Genomic DNA, 21492 nt, shown 5'->3' on the forward strand with positions numbered 1-21492 from the left:
CTGGCAACTGATGCGGAATATCGCTGCATGGTGGGGCGCACCGGTGCCGCCGTCCAATGCCTGCCCGGTCTGGTCAGGCTGCTCGCCAGGCATACCTCCAGCTCTCCTTGGCCTGTCGGCCGTCGGGTCGGCGTGCGGTCACGCCTCGCGTTGTGGTGAGGGCCGTGGTCTGGAGTCGTCGCTGCAGTTCACAGGCGGGCGGCGACCTGTGGCCCGTACCGCTCGACACAAAAACATGACAGCCCGGCCGCGAATGCCTCGATGCTGTGCAGCGCGTAGTGGCCGGCGTCCCACGCCGCGTGCAGGTGGATCTGCAGCGGTTCGCCCGTGCTGTCGAGGATCAGCAGCGGGTGCAGGTCGAAGCGGGGATCGTCGGAGACCACCGCGACACCATGGCCCGAAGCCGCCATGGCCTGTGCGACGTGCGGGGTGTCGCATTCGAGCACGATGTCGTACGAGGCGTCCGCATCCTGCACGGCATGGTCCAGGATGCGGCGGGTGCCGTGCGCCGGGGTGAGGACGATGAGGGGCTCCGCGGCAAGTTCCCTGATGGTGACGCGGCCCCGGTCCGCCCAGGCATGGTCGGCACGGACGTAGGCCCACAGCGGCAGGCGGGCCACCGGGAGCCCGGCGAAACGGCGCCTCGGAGGTGCCGAGGAGATGGCTACATCGGCGCCCCACGCAAGGGCCTGGTACGCACGTGCCGGACTCTCCGCCTGCACGGTGACGAGCGGATCCTCCGGCCCCCAGGTGGCCAGGAACGGCGCGATCACGTCGGTGATGGTGGTGGGCGGCGCCGCCACGGTGATCCGCATGGCACGACCGGCAGCCAGCGCACCGACTGCGGCCTCGGCGGCATCCGCACGGGCGACCAGGTCGCGGGCCAGGGGAAGGAAGCGCCGGCCGGCCGCCGTCAGGACCATCTGCTTGCCGCCGCGGTCGAAGAGCGTCATCCCCAAGGACCCTTCCAGGCCGCGCAGTTGACGCGACAGCGAGGGCTGGGCGACGCGGACCACCTCGGCAGCCTTGGTGACGGAACCGGTCTCCACGATGGACAGGAAGTAGCGCAGCACTCGGAGTTCCATGGCGGTGGCCCCTCGGGAGACGGAGGAGGCATGACACCCTCATGCCTCGAAGGCATGATAGTCAACCCTCACAAGTATTTGAAGCTATGGCTGACTGGCTGCATTCTTGTCCCACCCTCGGCCCCGCCCTCCAGAATCTCTGGCCGGCGGCGCCCGAATCTCCGTCGGTTTCTCCTCGTAGAACCCTCCCTTCGATTGGCTGGTGTTCCCGCATGGCCCGCCCCCTGCCCCTGATCCTCGCCCAGGCGCCCGGCCGCCCGGCCGACGACCTCGCAGGCTTTGCCGCCGACGTGGAGCGGCGCGTGAAACTGCGCGCACCCGGCGCCCTCGTCGTCTACCCCGAACTGCACCTAGGCGAGAGCGCCCCCGGCGTCCCGGCCGCCCCGGAGAAGGCCGCCGAGCCGCTCGACGGCAAACGCGATGCGGCCTTCGCCGAGCTCGCGGGGGATCTGGGCATCTGGCTGGTACCCGGCAGCGTCTACGAGCGAGGCACCGGCGACCGCGTCCACAACACGACACCGGTCTATTCACCACGAGGTGAGCGCCTCGCCGCGTACCGCAAGATCTGCCCGTGGCGCCCGTACGAGACGACCACACCCGGCAACCGGTTCGAGGTCGTCGACCTCGCCGGGGTCGGCCGCATCGGACTGTCCATCTGCTACGACACCTGGTTCCCGGAGATCTCCCGCCATCTGGCCTGGATGGGCGCCGAGCTGATCGTCAACGTGGTCCGCACGTCGACGAGCGACCGCGCGCAGGAAGTCGTCCTCAGCCGCGCCAACGCCATCACCAATCAGGTCTTCGTTGCCAGCGTCAACTCCGCCGCCCCATCCGGGATCGGCCGCAGCCTCGTCATCGATCCACAGGGCACGGTGCGCGCCGAAACCGTCGATGCCGGAGACTCCACCCTCACCGACGTGATCGACCTCGACGAGGTCAGCAACGTCCGCCGCTACGGCACCGCCGGTCTCAACCGGATCTGGGACCAGTTCCGCCCCGGCGACCCAGCCCTCGAACTCCCGCTGTACGGGGGCCGCATCGACCCCGCCACCTGGAACCCCGCCCACACCACCGAGGAGCCGCCACGATGAACAGCGAGACCACAGGAAACACCATGAGACTGAAGGGCGACCTGAGCCTCCTCTCCGTCGTCCTGTTCGGCCTGGCCTACATCTCCCCCGGCATCGTCGTCACGATCTTCGGCGTGGTCGCCGCCACCAGCGGCGGCGCGGCCCCGACCGCGTTCGCCATCGCCACCCTCGCGATGCTGCTCACCGGGCTGAGTTACGCGAAGATGGCGCGCGCCGTGCCCGGCGCGGGATCGGTCTACACCTACGCCCGCAAGATGCTCGACAGCCGCATCGGTTTCCTGTCCGGCTGGGCGATGCTGCTCGACTACTTCTTCATCCCGATGGTCGGCTGGCTGATCACGGCGATCTACTTCAACGCCCAGTTCCCTGACATACCCAAGTGGGTCTGGCTGATCGTCTCGGTAGGCATCACCACCGCCATCAACGTCTTCGGCATGAAGCTCGCGGACCGCGTCAACAAGGTCCTGATGTTCATCGCTCTGGGGTCGCTGGTCCTCTTCGCCACCCTGTGTGTCGTCTTCCTCGGCAAGCACGGCTCGTCCGCCCCTGCCACGGACGCCGTGTGGAACTCCGGCACGTCGATCGGCGCGGTCACGGCGGCCGCAGCCATCGCCGCGTACTCCTTCCTCGGCTTCGACGCCGTCTCCACGCTCGGTGAGGAGGCCAGGGGCGGGGCGAGGACGATCGGCCGCGGCATCATCGGCTGCGTCATCGCCGCCGGAGCGATCTTCATCGTGCTGTCCTTCGTGATGCAACTGGTCCACCCCGGCGCGAAGTTCGCCGACGTCGACGCGGCCGCCTACCACCTGAAGGTGCAGGTCGGCGGCAAAACGTACGCCGAGATCATCAACTTCGTCACCATCGCCGGATCCATCGCCTCCTGTATCGCCCTGCAAGCCTCCGCCGCCCGCCTCATGTACGTCATGGGACGCGACGGCGCACTGCCCAAGGCCGTCTTCGGCAACCTGTCGAAGAAGACCGGCACGCCCGTCTTGAACCTGCTGCTGACCGCGGCCGCCGGTGTCATCGCCATGAAACTCGACCTGACCACAGCCACCTCGTTCATCAACTTCGGCGCCTTCCTCGGCTTCGCCCTGGTGAACGTCTGTGTGATCGCCCACCTGGTCCGCGAGCGCAGACACGGCCGCACCCCCAACCTCTTCTCGTTCCTGGTGATGCCGGCCATCGGCGCCGGCGTTTCCCTCTACCTGCTCACGAAGCTCGGTGACGTCGCACTCCAGATCGGCGGCGTCTGGCTGGCGATCGGCGTCGTCTACCTGGCCGTCCTGACCAAGGGCTTCCGCCGGCCCGCACCGGAGATGACCTTCGACGACGACACCACGGCCACGGACGCAGTCACCGCGTAGCTCCCCTCCCTCGCCCGGGCTCGTCGTGCGGTGTCGCGACGGCGTCACCGGCCGGGTGAGGCACGGCCGTACCCCCTCCGAGCTGCCCTTTGCCCTGCGTCCAGGGCCGGCTGCGGCGAAGTCGACAAAGGGAAGCGCGTCCATCAGCTCGCACACGGCGGAGCGGATGGTGCGGCGGCGGATCAGACCAGCCGCGTACGCTTCCTCGCCGACCCGTGGAAAGTGGACCCCATTGGCGTCGCCGACATCCGGCACCGCCGCGACCCAGTTGTGGCCGATGCCTGCGAAGGCAGACGTGACCCGGCGCTCGTAGAGCTCGGCGAACGGGCAGTCGTTGCCCAGCGCACCAACGAGGGCTGGCCGTTGCGCTGGCAAGACGGGGCATGCGCAGGAAGGGGGCGTGCTCGACTGGCGCGTTCAAGATCCACCGTCGACCGTACATACCCCTGTTAGAGAAGTCGGAACGACTGGGTTCGATGTCAAACGACTCGGTTGGATGACAAAGGACACCAAATGTCCTGTCTCGACGAACCGAGTTGTCCGCCGATCCGTCTCATCGAATCCAGTCGCTGCAGGTCGGCGTCCTTGAGAGAGCGGCTCCGTTCCAAGGCGCCCGTCTCAACGAAGTTTGTCCGCACTGGTCAGCAACTCGGGATCGACTGGCTTGGTTGAGACAGGACACCAAAGTGCCGGACAAACGCTGCTGCTGAAAGTGAACGAAGCCACGGCGAAAGACCGGCCACTTCTCTATCGGGGTCATCCTCACGCTTTCCCTCGGTCCGTGGGCACCGAGGGACATGATCACCCCGGCTGATTCCACGTAACTTCTAGGGTGCGGAGACGCGGCAGATCGGGCGGCAAATCGTATATGTGTTCTACTCTACGCCGTGGGACTGAGCGGACGAGGAGGACAGCATGATCAACGCTGACCTGCTGCGATCCCTCGCCATCGACCCGTCGGACCTGGATCCCGCCCCGCCATGGACGCCGTGCGGGAGCGCAGGCATCCAGCGTCTCCATGGCAGGCATCCATGCGTGCGCTGTGGCCGGCCGTCGACCGTGGCCGGGGTCGTCGAAGTGCCCGAGCACGGCCGGCGCTGGGTGGACCGCTGCGTTCCCTGCCTCGTCGCCACCACCCCGCGCGGCGGCCCGCAGGCGCCCCTCGCGGAGCCGCTCGCCGTGCTGCGGGAGGCGGCCCGAACGGCGGGCGTCACCCTGACGACTGCCGCTGACGGGGTGTAGCGATCATGGATCGCTATCGACTGACCCTGGCGATCGGAGCCCGGACCATCATGCGCGGCTGGTGGCCCGACCTACCAACCGCCGAACGGAAGTACCTGCGATGGATCGGCGAGCGCGGCAGCGTAAACGGTGCCCGGGTCACCCTCGCCGACGAAGCGGCCGACGGGCGCGTGCTGAAGTCGTGGCCGCCGGACTGACCAAGCCCGGTTGTCATCGCTACTCGTACCGTTCCGCTGGGCGTACCCGGCATCTGCCTCAGCTGCCGGCGGCCACGGGTGGCTACCCGATCCAGGCAGCCGGCCGCTCCGTATGCGATCACGTCCGCCTCAGGCAAGGATCGTATTGGCGGCCGGTCGCGCCCCCGACTCCTGCCTTTCCCCGGTGCTCCGACCGTTTCCCGGCGCAGTGCGATCAGGGGGTTCTGGAGGTACGTATGCCGCGGCCCTTGTGGACCGGAGCCATTTCTTTTGGCCTGGTTACCATCCCGATCAAGGTCGTCAGCGCGACCGAAGACCGCTCGGTTCATTTCCACCAGGTCCATCTGGAGGACATGGGCCGGGTCCGAACCCGCAAGGTCTGTGAGATCGAGGACGAGGTCGTGCCGCAGGAGGAGATCGGCAAGGGCTACGAGGTCGCCAAGGACCAACTCGTCGCGGTCACCGATGAAGAGCTCGACGAGATGCCGCTGCCGACCGCGAAGGCGATCGAGATTGTGGCGTTCGTCGATGCCGACAGCATCGACCCGATCCGGATCAGCGACAGCTACTACCTCGCGATCGACGGACAAGTCGCAGCCAAGCCCTACACGTTGCTCCGCAAGGCGCTGGAGCGGTCCGACAAGGTCGCCGTCGCCAAATTCGCGTGGCACAACCGCGAAAGGCTCGGGCTGCTCCGGGTGCGCGAGGACGCGATCGTGCTGCACGCGATGCGATGGCCCGACGAGATCCGCAGCCCCGAGTCCCTCAAGCCGAAGGACGTCGACCTGGACGACGACGAGATCGAGCGGGCCGTCCAGCTCACCGACACCATGGCCCTCGACGACATCTCCGGCTTCCGGGACGAGTACCGCGACGCCCTGGAGGAACTGATCGAGGCGAAGGCGGAAGGCACGGAGCTCCCGGAGCCGGCCGAGGGCGAGGAACGGGAATCCGGGAAGGTCGTCGACCTTATGGCGGCCCTGAACGCCTCAGTCAAGGCAGCCAAGGAATCGCGCGGCGAGCACGGCGGCCAGGACGCCACTGTGCACACGATGCAGCCCCGCAAGAAGACCGCGGCCAAGAAGAAGGCCGCCCCGGCCAGGAAGACCACCGCGAAGAAGACCACAGCCACGAAGAAGCGCACGGCGAAGAAGACCACCACGAAGAAGCGCAGCGCGTCCTGAGCAGGCGCGAAGCGGGATGGTCATGAGGTTGCCGCGGATCGCTCCGATGCTCGCCACGCCCGGCAGCCTGCCGCCGTCGGGCGCCGAAGACCACTGGGCATTCGAGGTTGTTGTAGACAGCCGCTCCCGCAATCGGACAACCCCGCATGGCCTTTGAGAACGGTTGAGCATGGCCGGAGGGGTGCCTGGCGGCCGGCCGTTGGGCGATCACTCGGTGTTGGTGTAGTCCAGGAATTCGGCGACGGCGGGTATCCCGCGGCGGCGGGCGAGTTTGCTGCGCAGGTCTTCCAGGGTGTGGGTGCTGCGGGCGGAGGTGATGCCTCCCATCCGGTCGACGGCGTCGTGGGCGGTGGCCACGGCGGCATCGACATCGCCGAGACCGAGATGGGCCTCGGCGAGCCGGGCGAGGTAGATGGCGTGGCCGCGGGGGAAGGCGTCGCCGTTGTATGCCTCCTGGTTGGTGTGGACGGTGGAGGCTTCCAGGAAGTGGGCGAGGGCCCGTTTGGGGTTGCCCAGGTTGAGGGCGGAGCTGCCGATGAGCTGGTGGGTCTCGCCGAGGTTGTACCAGTAGACGCAGGAGAGATCGTCCTCGATGGGTCCGGCGTGCTCGTAGGCGTCCAGGGCGGCGTTGGCGGCCCGGTCGGCGGCCCGGGCATCGCCGGCATGGGCGTGGGCCCGGCAGGCGCGGGCGTGGAGCATGGAGGTCAGGCGGGGCGAGCCGGTCCTTGGTGCTTTTGACAGGGCGGCCTCGATGAGGTCGACCGCGCCGCGGGGATTGCCGGTGGAGTAGTGCTGGATGGCCCAGAAGGCGAGAGTGTTCGCTCCGACCACGGGGTCGTCGGCGCTGGCGGCGGCGCGCAGGGCGGTGACGTAGTGGCGTTCGGCGGCGGCGGTCTTCCCGCTGTCGTAGGCCGTCCAGCCCGCGGAGCGGGAGGCTTCGGCCGCCGCGGCGAACAGGCGGCGCTCGACGCCTTCGCCGAAGGAGGCGTTCTTGAGGGTGGCGGTGATCAGGCGGAGTTCGGCGCGGGCCGCGTCGTAGACGTCGCCGGAGCCGACGGTGTCGTCGAGCCGGCGCAGGCCCTCAAGGCGGCGTTCGAAGAGGTCGGGGACGTCGTCACCGATCCGGCAGCCCGTGGTGGGGGCCGCTCCTGCGGGGGCGGCGGCGGACCATTGCGCCACGGTGGTGCCCAGGGTGACGGATGTGGTGATCAGAAACTTCCTGCGGTCCACCGGACCTCCTGTGATCTCCAGTGCCTGCACCACCCCCGTGGTCGTCCACGGGAGGGTGAAGAGGGTGTGGTCCGGCAGGGCCAACAGGAGCCAGCCCGGCCAGCCGTGGGCGTGGATCGCCTCGGGCGGGATGCCTTCGAGCGCGGCCATGGCGAGCTGGGTGCGGTAGTTGGGCGCGTAGTCCCCCCTGATCCAGCGGGATGCCTTCTCCCGGCGGTACGCCATCTGCCCGTATCCCATGCGCTGGTGCTGCTCGGCGACCCGGAGCAGGTACGCCTGCGCCTTCTGGCCGCGTACGGCCAGGAGGTAGGCAAGCGGGTGGCGTTCGGCGGCGTCAGTGGTCACGGCCATCCCTTTTCGCGGGCGCGGGCGCCACCAGTTTCCCGGCTTCCGGCGGGCGGGGGAAGGCCGCCGGAGGTGAACGGCAACGGCCTGCAACGGGCGGCAACGCCAGCGGTCTGTGAGGCGGTTCGTGCCTGCGGTGTCCTTGCACGGCTGCCCTGCAGGGCAGCGTCCGACAAGATGTCAGGAGGATTCCGATGGTGACCATACTCCCCGCAGCCACCCCGGTGGCGCAGGCCGGCCCCGGGCGGGCGGACGTCCTTGCCCAGGTCGCCCGGCTGGCCGACCTGGACGAGCTGACGGTCGAGCAGATGCGGGCCGAGGCGCTGGCAGCGCCCGCCCGCGGCGTCGTCGCGTACGGCGAGTACCAGTCGGGCGGCTGGTGGACCACGTCGCTGCTGAACCACTCCGGTGACCCCCACGACGTCGTGATCGGCGACGGCCGCCCCCGGCCCACCTCCTTACTGGAGGCCATGCCCGCCACCACGCGGTTCCTCGACGGGCTGGGACTGGACTTCATGTACGTGCGCCTGGCCCGCCTGGAACCGCACTCCTACCTGTGGGAGCACCGCGACTACGCGGAACTGCGAGACATGGGCAGGCACCGTCTGCACATCCCGCTCGTCACCAATCCTTCGGCAGTTCTGGTCACCGCAGGGACCAGGGTCCACATGGCAGCCGGCGCATTGTGGCGGCTGACGCCCTCGCAGGCACACGGCGTATGCAACACGACCGGCCCGGACCGGCTCCACCTGATCGCCGACGTGTACGCCAACGACGCCTACCAGGCCCTGGCCGCCCGCCCCTGCCTGCGTGACGGGGACGCGGCGGACCTGCCGGAGATGACCGGGGCGAACCGGGCCGCACTGCTGTCCGGGGCCGGGCAGCTTGCCGAACTCGGCTTCACCGACGCGGCGGAACAGACCCTGCTGCGCGCTTTCTACAGCTACGCCCTGCCGGAGGGCGGGGCCTACGACCTGATCGCCGAACTCCACACGGGCCGCGGCGCGGACAGCGATGCGCACCGGTGGCGCCAGGCGAAGGCGCACCTGCTCGACCGCCCCTGACCCCAGCCCCGATCCTCTTCATCCGAAAGGCAGGACACTGATGTCCACCTCGGCATCCCCGCCGCGCGAGCTGCCCGCGATCGAGGAACTCGCGCACGCCCACCGGCCGGCGCAACTCGCCGTCCTGGGCGACCTGGTCCAGGCCCTGTCCGCCACCACGGCCGTGACCCACCTCCTGGTCCGCGGCTCGCTGGCCACCGGCACCGCGGACCGGCTCTCCGACGTCGACCTGGTCGTCGCCGTCCACGACAGCCGACTGCCCGACCTGATGAACAGCCTGGACGCGCTGATGTCCACCACCTTCGGCACGCTGCTGCCCGGATGGCGGGACACCATCGTCGGCGATCTCGGCGGCGCCGGGTTCGTCTACCTGCTGCCGCACGACGGCCACCTGCTCCAGCTCGACCTGTACCTGTGCCCGACCAGCACGGTCGGGGCGCTGCGCCGCAGGATCGGCCCCCGCCTGCTGTGGCAGGGCCCCGGCGCCGACAGCCTCGCCGATGCCGGCACCCGGCAGCGCACGGCGCAGGAACTCGCCCGCGCGGCACAGGCACCCGCGGACTGCGGCAGTCTCCTCGTCCAGGCGATGGTCCTGCACGCGATGCTCCGCAAACGCCTGGCCAGGGGCCAGCACTACATCGCCTACGGCCTCCTGCACGACCTGAACGCCACCTGCCGGGACGTGATCCGCACCGCGCTGGTGCCGCACTCCCGGCATCACGGCTGGTACCACCTGCCCGACGAAGTCGGCCGCACCGCCACCGGCCGGGAGTGTCTGGCCCAGCTGACGCAGGCGCTGACCAGTCCGCCGGTCCCCACCGTGGCGCAGGCCGATGAAGCACTGGACCGCATCGTGCGCCTTGCGCAGCGGATCGCCCCGCACGCCGCCGGCTCGCTGACCGACGAGATCTCCGCATACCGCTCCTACCAGCAGCACGAGGAAGGACTCGTATGAACAGCACCGACCTCACCGCGGCCCTGTTCGCCGGAGTCGTACCGCCGGACGGCGAGGAACCGCTGGCGGAGGCTGCCGGCGCCGCACTGGCCCGCGCCGGGTACGCCCTGCGGCACGGCGGCTACAACGGACTGATGGAGGCCGCCGCGCGCGGCGCCGCACCCCACGGAGTACCGGTCACCGCGATCACGCTGGCCGGCCGCCCCGACTGGGGAGCGCTCAACCCCCACGTCACCGCCACCGTGTACGCCCCGACCATCGGCGCCCGGCTGCATGCCTATCTCGACGACGCCGACCTGGTCGTCGCGATGGGCGGAGGGGTCGGCACGCTGCACGAACTCACCGCCGCCCTGTACTACGCCACCACGATCCGTTCCCTTCCCGTGCGGCTGCTCGGGCCCACCGCGTGCCGTCTGGGTGCGTTCCTGCGGGCCGGGGGATGGCTGACCGAGAGCCCCATCCGGCCGCTGGGCTTCCTGCGGGAACTGCCCGACGCCGCGGCGCTCGAAGCGGATCTCAAGGCCCTCGATGCCGGGCGGTGCAAGCGATGACGTTGCCCGCCGTCACCTTCGCGGAGAAGATCGCGGGCGTCGCCTACCGGCCCGGCCCCTACCGGCTGCCGGAAGGCGGCACCCTGGACACCTACTTCGACCCGTACCGGCTGGCCGGTGACCCGGAGCTGCTGGCGGAGACCGCAGCCGCGCTCGCCAGCCTGCTGCCCGCTGGCACCGAGGTCCTGGCGGGTCCCGCGCTGGCCGGCATCCCGCTGGTCACGGCGGTGTCCCTGCACACCGGTCTGCCCGCCGCCTTCCTTCGCCCCTCTCCCAAGGAACACGGCACGTGGCAGCAGATCGAGGGCGCCGAGCTGAGCGGCCGGCAAACGGTCCTGCTGGACGACACCGCCCGCAGCGGCACAAGTCTCCTGCGCAGTGCCCGCCTGCTGCGGATGGGCGGCGCGCGGGTCGGCACGGCCCTGTGCGTCCTGGACCGCGACGCGGGCGCCGCCACCCTGCTCGCCGACCACCACATCGTCCTGCGCGCCCTGGTCCAAGATCCGGACGGTGCCCGGTGACCGGGCCCCGCCAAGCGGCGCTGTTCGACCTGGACGGAGTGCTGCTGGACAGTGCCGCCGCAGTGCGCTCCACCCTCGCGGCGGTCGCCACCTGTGCTCTCGGCCGCCGGGTGATGCCGGATGACCTTCCGCCTGCTGCCCTGCGCCGCCCCCGCTGCGAGGTCCTGGCACTCCTGGACGTCGCCGATCCCGACGACGCCTGCGACCGGTGGTGGGACGGCGCGGCGTCAACCCTCCCCGTCGAACCGTTCCCCGGGATTCTCGCCGGGCTGCTGGCCCTGCGCGCGCAGGGCACGGCCGTCGGCGTCGTCACGGTCCAGGACCCCGACCGGCTGCGGTGGCTGCTGCCACCAGCCCTGACCAAACTGCTGGAGGTCGTCGTCACACGGCAGGACGCGCCGCCCAAACCGGCTCCCGACGGACTGCATCTCGCCCTGAGCCGGCTCGACATCCCACCGGAACGCGCGGTGTTCGTAGGGGACAGCCCCACCGACATGACCGCGGCCCGCGCCGCCGGCGTCGTCGCACTCGGAGCGGTCTGGGGCTGGCACCCTCCCGCCGCCCTGCACGCCGCCGGGGCCGATCACCTCCTGCCCGAACCCGCCAGCATCGGGCCGTCCCTGCTCAACCACCTGCCCCCAACCGACAGCGCGTGACCCACCCGCCGCACTACAGTGAAGGGGCGCCCCCCACGGGCGCCCCTTATTGCACTTCTGCACTCAGCTTGGCTTTAAACCCCACCAAGATCATTTCTTGGTGGGGTTTGTCGTTCGCCTGACAGCTGAGCGGCCTCTGCTTGATCATATGTTTCCGCCAAGAGACACGTTGATCAACCAAAGGCCGTGATGGACAGTCTGCAAGACGGCGCCGTGCGCGTCGAGGCCCTGGCCAGGTTGTCCCGGTTTCGCCGTGAGCTGTACGAGTGCCTGACGTTGCGGGCGGATGCTCTGTTCGAGCTCATGGATGCGGTGCTGTGCGCAGACGGGCCGGTGACGTCCCTGCCGGAACTCTCGCTGTCGGGGGTGCATCGGCGCGGGCACGGAGCGATGTACGACGCGCTGACCCAGGGACACATCAACGTGTCCCGGCTTCGGATGGCGCTGGCCGGTCTGCGGCTGCCGCGCGGGACGGACGGGCAGCTGTCGATCGCGTTGGATGTCACGCCGTGGCCGCGTCCGGATGCCGAGTGCTCGCCCGAGCGGCTGCACTGCCACCGTCCGTGCCGGTGCGACGGGGTGCGTCAGACCATCCCGGGCTGGCCCTACCAGGTCGCGGCGGCCCTGGGTGGGGGCCGCTCCTCGTGGACCGGGCCGCTGGACGCGGTGCGGTTGGGGCCCGAGGACGATCCCACCGAGGTCACCGCCGCCCAGATCCGCGACCTTGTCGCCCGCCTGGAGCGGGCCGGGCAGTGGCGCCCGGGGGACTTGCCGGTGCTGTTCGTCCTGGACTCCGGCTACGACCTGGTTCGTCTGACCTGGCTGCTGCGCGAGGAGCCGGTGCGGCTACTGGGACGCATCCGCGCCGACCGGGTGATGCGCGCCCCAGCCGGCAAGCGCCGCGGGACGAACCCCGGGCGCCCGCCCCGGCATGGAGCGGAGTTCCGCCTGGCCCACGCCGCGACCTATCCCGCGCCGGTCCAGGAGTCGGCCGGCGTCCACGACCGCTTCGGTCAAGTCCTCGCCCGCTGCTGGGGCCGCCTGCACCCCAGGCTGGACCGGCGCGGCTCCTGGGCTGACCACGAAGGCGAACTCCCCATCGTCGAGGGAACGTTGGTCCATCTGGCGGTCGAGCACCTGCCCGGCAATCGCGACCCCAAGCCGCTATGGCTGTGGCACAGCGACCCCGACGCCACCGCGCACGACGTCGACCGCCTCTGGCGGATCTTCCTTCGAAGGTTCGACATCGAGCACACTTTCCGCTTCTTCAAGCAGACGCTCGGCCTGACCCGACCCCGCTTGCGCACCCCCGAACAGGCCGACCGGTGGGTGTGGCTGATCCTCGCCGCCTACGCGCAACTCCGTCTCATCCGGCCTCTGGCCGAGGACCTCCGGCGGCCCTGGGAGAAACCCCTGACACCGGATCAGCTCACCCCGGGCCGAGTCCGACGGGGCTATCCCCGCATCCGACGGACCGTGGGCACTCCAGCCCGCGCGCCAAAAGCCTCCCGCCCCGGCCCAGGCCGCCCCAAGGGCCGCACCTCCACACCCGCACCCCGCCACCCAGTCGGCAAGAAACAGCGCAAAACGGATAATGCCTAGACGCGACGGGGCCGACCAGCAGCCTTAAAGATCAAGCTCAGAGGACACAGGCGAATGCGCGTGATGCGGCGACGAGCGCCCGGCGCCGAGCTGGAGCACTGAGAGAGCGGACCCCGCCCCTCAGCCCCGACTCCCGGTCCGGCTCGGCGCGCACCCCCATCACCCCGTCACCCGTCCCCTGGACCTCTGAAAGCTGCCCCGATGCCTGTACCGCCCACCAGCGGCCGTCTGCAATGGACCGACGTCCCCACGGCGCTGCGCGCCCGCCTCGAAGACGCCCTCGGCGCACCCGTCACCGACACCGTCACCCCCGGCGGCGGCTTCGGCCACCAACTGGCCGCCGCCCTCCGTCTGGCCGACGGGCGACGGGCCTTCGTCAAGGCAGCTCCCGACGACGACCCGCTCACCGCCGCCAACGTCCACGAAGCCGCCGTCCTGGACGCGCTGCCTCCCGGCGCCCCGGCCCCAAAACTGCTGGGCATCCACCACGCCGCCAACTGGACCGCCGTCGTCATCGCCCACCTCGACGGCCCGCACCCCGACCTCTCCCCCGCCTCAGGCGACGCCGGGCAGACATGGGCGCTCCTGGACAAGCTCACCTCCAGCCCCGCCCCGGCACCGTACGCCAAGGCGGTCAGCACCACACCCTCGACAGCGGCCGGCCTGCACGGCTGGGACGAACTCCTCCGCGATCCGCCCGCAGACCTCGCCCCCGCCGCCCGTGACCGCCTGCCCCAGCTCGCCGAACTGGAAGCCGCCTGGCCCGCCCTTGCCCGCGGCAACCGCATCGTCCACGGAGACCTGCGGGCCGACAACATGGTCCGCGACCGCCACCTCGGCGTGACCTTCGTGGACTGGGCACACGCCACCACCGGCCCGGCCTGCATCGACGCCGCATCTCTCGCCCCGCAACTCGTCCTCGCCGGACACGCACCCGCAGACATCGCCCGCCTGCTTTGCGACCACCCCGCCACCGCCACCAACCCCGACGCCACCACCGCGTTCCTCACCGCACTCACCGGTCACTGGCACCGCAACGCCCGCAAACCCGCACCCCCGGCGCCCCCGGACTGCGCGCCTACCAGCACCGCGCCGCCGCCGCGGGCCTCGCCCTCCTCGGCTACCGCCTGAGCTGAGACATCGACCTGGACGAAGACGGCCTGACTCAGGAAGCGAACCCCGGTCAAAAGACCGGCGTGGCTTTATCGAGCAGCAGTGAAGGCGCTTCTCGATGGGTTTGGGAGGCGCCTTCGGTGTCCCGATCCCGGTATCGACGAGTACGGGAGGCAGTGCCCACGGAGACCTCCGCGCCGGCAACGGAGTCGGTCCACCCGGCCACCTGATCCCGTAGCCAGCATCTTTGACCTCAGCTTGCCTCGGTGCGGGGACGCGCAGACGGGAATTAGGTCACGCGGATCCAGGAGTGTGCCGTCCGGACTCGTCGACATTCGGGCCCTCTGGAGTGCGTACGCGCCTCCCGAACTGCCCGAGAATCGAATCGCTGTTCCTCGTCATCAACAGAGCCAAGGGGTTCTGTCGGTCCAGGCGGAAGGCACTTTCTGCGTGCAGGGTATCGGTTCGCGTCCCAAGCTCCATGTCTCTGCTGACGGTGCCGGGGTGGTTGGTCACGCCGGGGCACGGTTGCTGGCTGATCTTGCCGATGCCACCGAACTGACCAGCGCGTACTCCACCGCGTTGGGACCACTTCGGCCACGCGGCACTGGCCACGACCCGGGCCGGATCGCCACCGACCTCGCGGTGATGCTGGCTGATGGCGGGGAATCCATCACGGATCTGGCCGTGTTGCGGGACCAGGGCAAGGTGTTCGGCCCGGTCGCCTCGACACCGACGGCCTGGCGGCTGCTCGCCGACATCGACGAGACCGGACTCGCTCGGCTGCGAGCGGCCCGCGCCCAGGCACGGGAAGTGGCCTGGCTGCAGGCCGCCGAGACCCGCTGCGGAATACCGGCGGCAAAAGCCGGCGGACGGGAACTGCCCGGCCTGGTCCTGGACCTCGACGCCACGCTGGTGACCTGCCACTCCGAGAAGGACCAAGCCGCACCCACCTACAAAGGCGGCTTCGGATTCCACCCTCTGGTGTGTTTCCTGGCCAACACCGGCGAGGGCATGTCCGGGCGGCTGCGGCCCGGCAACGCCGGAGCCAACACCGCCGCCGATCACATCGCGGTGCTGGACGACGCTCTCGCGCAGATCCCCGACACCCACCGGCACGGCACCGACATCCTCGTCCGCACCGACAGCGCCGGATCGGCGAAAGCCTTCCTCGCCCACGTCCGAGACATGCGGATACGAGGAATCCGCACCTTCTTCTCGGTCGGATACGCGGTCACCGAACCGGTCCGCCGCGCGATCCGGGCCCTGCCCGAACAGGTCTGGCACCCCGCCCTGGACCAGGACGGAACACTGCGTGCCGGCGCCTCGGTCGCCGAGCTGACCGGCACGGTCGACATTGCCGGCTACCCGGACGGCACCCGCATCATCGTGCGCCGCGAGCGCCCGCACCCCGGAGCCCAGCTCTCCTTGTTCGACCAGGACGAGGGCCTGCGGCACCAGGTCTTCCTCACCGACACCCCGCTCGCCGGCGCCGGCTCCGCCCAGTTCCTGGAAGTCCGCCACCGCGGGCATGCCACCGTCGAGGACCACATCCGGTGCGGCAAGACCACCGGCTTCGGACGCTTCCCATCCCGCCACTTCCTGGTCAACGCCGCATGGCTCGAACTCAGCCTCGCCGCGACCGTGTTGAACCCCGGTGCCGCCCTCCAGCTCGTCGGTGATCAGGTGGACGAGCTCGGCACGTTGCAGCTTGCCGCCCAGCTCCTCGAATACCTCGCGGTGCAGGGCCGCCTCGATGGTCGCGTCGTCCTCCTCGACCCCGCCGCCGACCGACGACGAAGTGCCGCCGCTCGCCTCTCTGGCCCCCCAGCAGACCGTCCTCGTCGACAGCCTGTCCAAGCGCATAGCCCCTGGCCTGACCCTCGGGTTCGTGGTGGCGCCCGGCTTCCTGGTGGGCGAGATCGCCACGTCGCTGCGCTCGGGGGGCTGGACCCCCATGCGCTTCGCACTGGAGGCGGCCTACCACTGGCAGCAGGACGGCACCGTGAAGGCGCTCGTACAGGCCAAGCAGCGGGAAGCCGCCGTACGACAGGAGATCGCGGCCCGGCACCTCGGCGGCTTCGCTGTACGGAGCGACCCGCGCTCGTACCACTGCTGGTGGCAACTGCCCCGCCCGTGGCGCGCGGACACCTTCGTCGCCGCCGCTGCCCGGCACGGCATCGGAGTGGTGCCGGCCGCCGCGTTCACCGTCGGCAATAACCAGGCCCCCAACGCGATCCGGCTGGGGCTTGCCTCCCCGCAGACCGACGTTCTCTCCCAGGCGCTGGCCACACTGGCCGAACTCGCCCGGTCCGCCCCGGACGACCTCGTCACCGACTGACGCCTGCCCGCGCGCCGGCGACCGTCCGGCGAAGACCGAGGCGAAGCCCACGGCCACAGACACGGGATCGGCATCGAGATCGTCGAGCGGAACCCGCAGGACAAGAGCTTCATCGCGACTCCGAGGGGGCCGGGCGGCCCTCGTAGTCGCGGACCAGTCGCCGGTGCAGTATCAAGGTCGTCAACACCTGTGGATCAAGCGTTCTCCCCGGATGACCACCGAGCTTCTCCGTCTCACCGTCCCGGGGTGTGCGACGCCTTGTCCGAGCGTGGACAATCCCTTGCTCCGGCCACCTGGTGTCCAGCGGCGACACACGGGTGTGGATGGACGCGGGCAGCGGGACGCTGGCTCAGCTTCAACGGCACGTCCAACTGGATGAGCTGGACGCGATCTGGATCTCGCATCTGCACGCCGAGCACAGCGCGGACCGGGAACCTCAGCCCTGCCCGACGCGGTGAACACCGTCTGGCTTCCCGGTCGCCTGAGCCTCGATTTACCGGTCCGGTTTGAAGTGGTTTCCTGAGGCTGTGCAGGGCGGCGTTCGGTGCCGTTGGCCGGGTGCGGGCAGGGGTCATCCGCTGGTCTGACCAGAGTGTCCACGGGTTCCGTTCCGGTTGTGACCAAGTGGGGCATCAGCCGCTACGACGCGCTCAAGCGCCTCTTCACCACCGGGGCGTGGATCCCTCACCCGCGAAATCACCCTCGCCCTCCACGACATCCCGGGAACGAATCAGACATCCACGGAACACTCCGGCGCTCTGGCCCGCCCCCGGCTCAGCTGCTGCCAACGGAAGCTGTTGACGCCCGACTTACTAATTCGCATTATCAGCGCCCCCAAGTCTTGACGTGTTTGAAACACAGGGTTCACACTGATCCCGAGGCGAGATAATTCGTATTAGCGGAGGCTCAAGTGACAATTGGTCGCCCTGCGCGGCGGATCACGCAGCGGGACATTGCCAAGCTGGCCGGGGTGAGTCAGCCGACCGTGTCGCTGGTGCTCAACGGTCGGGCCGACGCGGATATCCGGATTCCCGAGGAGACCCGCGAGCGCGTGTTGAAGGTGATCCGGGAATCCGGGTACGTGCCCGATCCAGTGGCACGACGGCTGGCTGACAAACGCAACCGCATACTGGGCGTCTTCACCTATGAGGCGGTCTTCCCCAGCGCCACCAGCGACTTCTACCACCCGTTCCTGGTCGGTATCGAGGGCGCGGCCGAACAGGTCGGCTGCGACCTGCTGTTGCTCACCAGCACATCAGTGACGGGCGGTCGGCGGCGTGTCTTCGAGGGCGACAATCGGCTCCGGCTGGCGGACGGCTGCCTGCTGCTCGGCCGGTCGCTCGACCGCGACGACCTGAGGCGGATGGTCGCCGACGGATACCCCTTCGTGGCAGTTGGCCGGCGCGATGACGCCGGAGGCCCGGTGCCTCACGTGGGCGCCGATTACGCGACGGCCGTCAGCCGCCTCGTCGAGCTGGCGGTGACCCGCGGCCACCGTCGCGTGGCATACCTCGGACTCCCCACCGACGTGGAGTCCTCCGCAGACCGTCGGAAAGGCTTTCTGCAGGCCACCCAGGCGGCACCGGGGCCCGGCGTCCTCATCGCGCTCGACGAGCTGTCTCCCGGACGCGAACCCGACGAGTTGCTGTCGGCGTTGCTGGCCTCACGCGCAACGGTAGTCCTGGTCGAAGACTTCGCCACCGCTGCGGATCTGGTCGCTTCCGCGCGTCGGCGCGGCCTGGCCGTACCGGAGGACCTGTCGGTCCTGACTCTCGGCGATCCGACCACGCCCGTACCTGCCGATGTGGACTTCACCGGATTCAAGATCCCGAGAGAGGAGATGGGCCGACAGTCCATCGCGCTGCTGACCGACCTCCTCCAAGGCACCGCGGACACCCCGCAGCTACTGCTGCCCTGCGAACTCGTCACCGGCGCCACCCTGGCGCCCGCACCCGCACAGTGAAAGGAACGTGGATGGAAACGGAGATCCTCGTCATCGGCGGAGGGCTCGGCGGAGTGGCAGCGGCATTGGCCGCCCTGCGCGCCGGCCGGCGGGTAGTGCTCACCGAGGAGTACGACTGGCTGGGTGGCCAGCTGACGAGCCAGGCCGTCCCACCGGACGAGCCCAGCTGGGTGGAGCAGTTCGGTGTGACCGCCGGCTACCGGGCACTGCGGGACGGAATCCGCGACTACTACCGCCAGCACTACCCGCTGACCGAGCGGTCCCGGGCCTGGCGCCACCTCAACCCGGGGGCCGGACACGTCAGTCGGCTCTGCCACGAGCCGCAGGTGGCAGTGGCGGTCATCGAGGCAATGCTCGCGCCGTACCGGGGCAGCGGGCGGTTGCGCGTGCTGCAGCCGTACCGACCGGTGTCCGCCGAGACCGACGGCGACCGGGTCTGTGCCGTGACGGTGGGGCACTGCGGAGATGGCGACGAGATCACCATCGCCGCACCGTACATTCTCGACGCGACGGAGACCGGCGAGCTGCTACCTCTCACCGGTACCGAGTACGTCACCGGCTTCGAGGCGCAGTCCGAGACCGGTGAGCCGAGCGCCCCGGGCACGGCGCAGCCCTTGAACATGCAAGCCGCCTCGGTCTGCTTCGCGCTGGACCATGTGGACGGCGATCACACGATCGACAAACCGGTCCGATACGACTTCTGGCGCACCTACCAGCCGGACTTCTGGGGCGGCCCGATGCTCTCCCTGAGCGCGCCTCACCCACGGACCAAGGAGATCGTCGAGCGCAGCTTCACCCCGAATCCCGACGACGACCCGCTGGCCGTCGTCGCGGACCAGCGGCTCAGCGCCGGCGACAGCAACCTGTGGACGTTCCGGCGTATCGCGGCACGGCGCAACTTCACCGACGGCGCGTACAGTAGCGACATCACGCTGGTCAACTGGCCGATGATCGATTACCTGGCAGGTCCAGTCTACGACGTACCTGATGCCGCGCAGCACCTCGCGGCCGCTCGCGAACTGTCCTTCGCGTACCTGTACTGGCTGCAGACCGAGGCTCCACGGCCCGACGGCGGCACCGGCTTCCCCGGTCTGCGGCTGCGCGGCGATATCACTGGCTCGGCCGACGGTCTGGCACAGGCACCGTATATCCGCGAGTCACGGCGTATCCGCGCCGAATACACGGTCGTCGAACAGGACCTGTCCATCGCGTTACGGGGCGACAAGGGTGCCGTGGAGTATCCCGACACGGTGGGCATCGGCATGTACCGCATTGACCTGCACCCCACCACCGGCGGCGACAACTACCTCGATGTGGCGTGCTGCCCGTTCCGGATCCCGCTGGGTGCGCTGCTCCCACAGCGGGTGGAAAACCTGCTCCCCGCCTCCAAGAACATCGGCACGACACACATCACCAATGGGTGCTACCGCCTGCACCCCGTCGAGTGGAACGTCGGCGAGGCGGCCGGTGCACTGGCCGCCTTCTGCCTGGAGCGCCGGGTCTCCCCGCGCGCCGTCAGAAACACGCCCGGCCTCCTGGCCGACTTCCAGGACCGTCTCACCGGCGACGGGGTCGAGCTGCAGTGGCCGCGAATAGCGGGTTACTAGCCAATCATCGCAAGGAGTACAGCAATGAACCCATCGAGACGCTCCGTCCTCGCGGCGACCGCGGCCGCAGCCGCGACCGCTGCCCTCACCGCCGGCTGCGGCAACGGCGGCGGTCGGTCGGGAGCCGACGACGGCAACCTGCGCATCGCCGTGTGGACGGCGGTGAAGGAGCATCTGGCGCTGCTGAACAGCATCGCGGACGCCTTCAAAGCCAGTAACCCGAAGGTGAAGAGCATCAAGTTCGAATCGCTCAACCCCATGGACTACACCACCGCGCTGACCACTCAGCTCGCCTCGGGCAACCCGCCCGACCTGGGCTGGATTCTGGAAACGAACGCGGCCGACTTCATCGAGGCCGACACGCTCGTCGACATGGCTCCGGCCATGAAGGCGGAGAGCGGCTACGGATACAACGACTTGGAGCCGGCGCTGCTCAGCCAGTGGCGGCGCGGCAAATCGCTCTACGCGTACCCGTTCTCCAGCTCGCCCCTCGCGGTCTTCTACAACGCCGACGCCCTGGCCAAGGCCGACGCGGACGATCCGGCCAAGCTCGCCTCCGAAGACGCCTGGACATGGGACGCGCTCGCCGCCGCGGCCAGGAAGGTCACCGATGCCAAGACTGCACGGTTCGGCCTGCTCGTCCACGATTTCGACTACAAGCACTGGGACCGGCTCTATCCGATCATGAGCGCGTACGGGGCGGCACCGTGGACGTCCGACAACGACTGCGGGTTCTCCGACGGGAAGATGGTCGACGCGATTGACTTCTTCCGGAAGATGGCCTTCACCGACCGGAGTACGCCGGGGCCCGGAGAGCAGGCAGACTTCTTCTCCGGCGAAAGCGGCATGATCATTACCCAGGTCAGCAAGGCCGGCCCGCTCGCCGACGTCTCGTGGAAGTGGGGCGTCGTACCGCTGCCGTCCGGACCGGCCGGAGCTCACCAGGTGATCGGGCAGGCCGGCCTGGCCGTCTTCGCCAAGGCCAAGAACCAGGAACTGGCCAAACAGTTCTTCCTCTTCGCCACCGACAAGAAGAACACCGCCGAACTTGCCCAGTTCTTCCCGCCGCCGCGCGCCTCACTGCTGACGGCCGAGACCCTTGCCAGAACCAACCCGCTGCTCAGCAAGGACCAGCTCCAAGAGAGCATCATCGATTCGCTTAAGTCCGGTACGGTGCGCCCCGGCCATAGCGGGTACGCCGAGCTGAACGAGAAGACGCGGGCGGCCCTCGACGCGGCATGGAAGCCGAAGGCCGATACGCACAAGGTCACCCGTGCCGTCTGTACCGCCATCGAGCCCCTGCTGCAGGCCGGATCGTGAGCCTGACAAAGAAGGCCCCGACCCCTGCCGTGTCCCGGCGGGCCACCGTGCCTCTCAA

General features: G+C 69.5%; 17 protein-coding genes and 4 pseudogenes. 18 read left to right on the forward strand and 3 right to left on the reverse strand.

Annotated elements, in window-relative coordinates; all coding sequences use genetic code 11:
* Window positions 1-188: 188 nt before the first annotated feature.
* On the reverse strand, window positions 189-1085 hold the full coding sequence (locus OG978_RS00680; protein ID WP_326763327.1) for a LysR family transcriptional regulator: 897 nt from the start codon (window positions 1083-1085) through the stop codon (window positions 189-191).
* A gap of 212 nt (window positions 1086-1297) precedes the next feature.
* On the opposite strand from OG978_RS00680, the gene OG978_RS00685 reads away from it, so the two are divergent.
* From OG978_RS00685 to ku, 5 genes are all read left to right on the forward strand, one after another.
* A complete protein-coding gene (locus OG978_RS00685) occupies window positions 1298-2176 on the forward strand; it encodes a carbon-nitrogen hydrolase family protein (RefSeq protein WP_326763328.1) in 879 nt (292 codons plus the stop codon).
* Window positions 2173-3543: an APC family permease gene (locus OG978_RS00690; RefSeq protein ID WP_326763329.1), complete on the forward strand. Its 1371-nt coding sequence runs from the start codon at window positions 2173-2175 to the stop codon at window positions 3541-3543. The genes OG978_RS00685 and OG978_RS00690 overlap by 4 nt, the downstream gene beginning before the upstream one ends.
* 915 nt (window positions 3544-4458) lie before the next feature.
* Complete coding sequence (locus OG978_RS00695; protein WP_326763330.1) at window positions 4459-4785, forward strand: hypothetical protein; 327 nt, start codon at window positions 4459-4461, stop codon at window positions 4783-4785.
* 5 nt (window positions 4786-4790) lie between these two features.
* The gene (locus tag OG978_RS00700) at window positions 4791-4982 is read left to right on the forward strand and encodes a hypothetical protein (protein WP_326763331.1); all 192 of its coding nucleotides are present in this window, start codon (window positions 4791-4793) and stop codon (window positions 4980-4982) included.
* Between the two features lie 236 nt (window positions 4983-5218).
* Window positions 5219-6166 (forward strand): non-homologous end joining protein Ku, encoded by a 948-nt coding sequence (gene ku / locus OG978_RS00705; protein ID WP_326763332.1) that lies wholly within the window; start codon window positions 5219-5221, stop codon window positions 6164-6166.
* Window positions 6167-6373: 207 nt separating this feature from the next.
* Here ku and OG978_RS00710 read toward each other — a convergent pair whose 3' ends face one another.
* Entirely contained in the window at window positions 6374-7741 is a 1368-nt protein-coding gene (locus OG978_RS00710; RefSeq protein ID WP_326763333.1) for a transcriptional regulator, read from the reverse strand.
* 194 nt (window positions 7742-7935) lie between these two features.
* Here OG978_RS00710 and OG978_RS00715 point away from each other — a divergent pair, with 194 nt between their 5' ends.
* The 8 genes and pseudogenes from OG978_RS00715 to OG978_RS00750 all read left to right on the forward strand — a co-directional run.
* Window positions 7936-8805 (forward strand): aspartyl/asparaginyl beta-hydroxylase domain-containing protein, encoded by an 870-nt coding sequence (locus OG978_RS00715; protein ID WP_326763334.1) that lies wholly within the window; start codon window positions 7936-7938, stop codon window positions 8803-8805.
* Between the two features lie 40 nt (window positions 8806-8845).
* On the forward strand, window positions 8846-9760 hold the full coding sequence (locus OG978_RS00720; RefSeq protein ID WP_326763335.1) for a nucleotidyltransferase domain-containing protein: 915 nt from the start codon (window positions 8846-8848) through the stop codon (window positions 9758-9760).
* Entirely contained in the window at window positions 9757-10311 is a 555-nt protein-coding gene (locus OG978_RS00725) for an LOG family protein (protein WP_326763336.1), read from the forward strand. Before OG978_RS00720 ends, OG978_RS00725 begins: the two co-directional genes overlap by 4 nt.
* Window positions 10308-10832 (forward strand): orotate phosphoribosyltransferase, encoded by a 525-nt coding sequence (locus OG978_RS00730; RefSeq protein ID WP_326763337.1) that lies wholly within the window; start codon window positions 10308-10310, stop codon window positions 10830-10832. The genes OG978_RS00725 and OG978_RS00730 overlap by 4 nt, the downstream gene beginning before the upstream one ends.
* Window positions 10829-11488 carry an HAD family hydrolase gene (locus OG978_RS00735; protein WP_326763338.1) on the forward strand — a complete coding sequence of 220 codons (660 nt, stop codon included), beginning with the start codon at window positions 10829-10831 and terminating at the stop codon, window positions 11486-11488. The genes OG978_RS00730 and OG978_RS00735 overlap by 4 nt, the downstream gene beginning before the upstream one ends.
* Window positions 11489-11677: 189 nt before the next feature.
* Window positions 11678-13090, forward strand: a complete 1413-nt coding sequence (locus OG978_RS00740; protein WP_326763339.1) for an NF041680 family putative transposase — start codon at window positions 11678-11680, stop codon at window positions 13088-13090.
* Window positions 13091-13291: 201 nt separating this feature from the next.
* Complete coding sequence (locus tag OG978_RS00745) at window positions 13292-14221, forward strand: phosphotransferase family protein (RefSeq protein ID WP_326763340.1); 930 nt, start codon at window positions 13292-13294, stop codon at window positions 14219-14221.
* Window positions 14222-14623: 402 nt separating this feature from the next.
* Window positions 14624-15880: pseudogene (locus tag OG978_RS00750) on the forward strand (IS1380 family transposase); the annotation flags it as partial.
* Here OG978_RS00750 and OG978_RS00755 read toward each other — a convergent pair.
* Window positions 15848-15997: pseudogene (locus tag OG978_RS00755) on the reverse strand (NUDIX domain-containing protein); the annotation flags it as partial. The pseudogenes OG978_RS00750 and OG978_RS00755 overlap by 33 nt on opposite strands.
* Window position 15998: 1 nt before the next feature.
* Between OG978_RS00755 and OG978_RS00760 the strand changes: the two are divergent.
* The 5 genes and pseudogenes from OG978_RS00760 to OG978_RS00780 form a co-directional block, all read left to right on the forward strand.
* A pseudogene (locus tag OG978_RS00760) lies at window positions 15999-16544 on the forward strand (PLP-dependent aminotransferase family protein); the annotation flags it as partial.
* Between the two features lie 211 nt (window positions 16545-16755).
* Window positions 16756-16972: pseudogene (locus OG978_RS00765) on the forward strand (MBL fold metallo-hydrolase); the annotation flags it as partial.
* Between the two features lie 482 nt (window positions 16973-17454).
* Window positions 17455-18507 carry a LacI family DNA-binding transcriptional regulator gene (locus OG978_RS00770; RefSeq protein WP_326763341.1) on the forward strand — a complete coding sequence of 351 codons (1053 nt, stop codon included), beginning with the start codon at window positions 17455-17457 and terminating at the stop codon, window positions 18505-18507.
* Between the two features lie 11 nt (window positions 18508-18518).
* On the forward strand, window positions 18519-20114 hold the full coding sequence (locus tag OG978_RS00775) for an FAD-dependent oxidoreductase (RefSeq protein WP_326763342.1): 1596 nt from the start codon (window positions 18519-18521) through the stop codon (window positions 20112-20114).
* A 24-nt stretch (window positions 20115-20138) separates the two neighbouring features.
* The gene (locus OG978_RS00780) at window positions 20139-21434 is read left to right on the forward strand and encodes an extracellular solute-binding protein (RefSeq protein ID WP_326763343.1); all 1296 of its coding nucleotides are present in this window, start codon (window positions 20139-20141) and stop codon (window positions 21432-21434) included.
* Window positions 21435-21492: the final 58 nt, after the last annotated feature.

Origin of the sequence: Streptomyces sp. NBC_01591 (assembly GCF_035918155.1) — a bacterium.
Taxonomy (GTDB): Bacteria; Actinomycetota; Actinomycetes; order Streptomycetales; family Streptomycetaceae; genus Streptomyces.

What these genes read in the sequence shown, in the direction of transcription:
- OG978_RS00680 (WP_326763327.1), bottom strand. Translation starts at nt 1,085, where the DNA reads ATGGAACTCCGAGTGCTGCGCTACTTCCTGTCCATCGTGGAGACCGGT.
- OG978_RS00685 (WP_326763328.1), top strand. Translation starts at nt 1,298, where the DNA reads ATGGCCCGCCCCCTGCCCCTGATCCTCGCCCAGGCGCCCGGCCGCCCG.
- OG978_RS00690 (WP_326763329.1), top strand. Translation starts at nt 2,173, where the DNA reads ATGAACAGCGAGACCACAGGAAACACCATGAGACTGAAGGGCGACCTG.
- OG978_RS00695 (WP_326763330.1), top strand. Translation starts at nt 4,459, where the DNA reads ATGATCAACGCTGACCTGCTGCGATCCCTCGCCATCGACCCGTCGGAC.
- OG978_RS00700 (WP_326763331.1), top strand. Translation starts at nt 4,791, where the DNA reads ATGGATCGCTATCGACTGACCCTGGCGATCGGAGCCCGGACCATCATG.
- ku (WP_326763332.1), top strand. Translation starts at nt 5,219, where the DNA reads ATGCCGCGGCCCTTGTGGACCGGAGCCATTTCTTTTGGCCTGGTTACC.
- OG978_RS00715 (WP_326763334.1), top strand. Translation starts at nt 7,936, where the DNA reads ATGGTGACCATACTCCCCGCAGCCACCCCGGTGGCGCAGGCCGGCCCC.
- OG978_RS00720 (WP_326763335.1), top strand. Translation starts at nt 8,846, where the DNA reads ATGTCCACCTCGGCATCCCCGCCGCGCGAGCTGCCCGCGATCGAGGAA.
- OG978_RS00725 (WP_326763336.1), top strand. Translation starts at nt 9,757, where the DNA reads ATGAACAGCACCGACCTCACCGCGGCCCTGTTCGCCGGAGTCGTACCG.
- OG978_RS00730 (WP_326763337.1), top strand. Translation starts at nt 10,308, where the DNA reads ATGACGTTGCCCGCCGTCACCTTCGCGGAGAAGATCGCGGGCGTCGCC.
- OG978_RS00740 (WP_326763339.1), top strand. Translation starts at nt 11,678, where the DNA reads ATGGACAGTCTGCAAGACGGCGCCGTGCGCGTCGAGGCCCTGGCCAGG.
- OG978_RS00745 (WP_326763340.1), top strand. Translation starts at nt 13,292, where the DNA reads ATGCCTGTACCGCCCACCAGCGGCCGTCTGCAATGGACCGACGTCCCC.
- OG978_RS00775 (WP_326763342.1), top strand. Translation starts at nt 18,519, where the DNA reads ATGGAAACGGAGATCCTCGTCATCGGCGGAGGGCTCGGCGGAGTGGCA.
- OG978_RS00780 (WP_326763343.1), top strand. Translation starts at nt 20,139, where the DNA reads ATGAACCCATCGAGACGCTCCGTCCTCGCGGCGACCGCGGCCGCAGCC.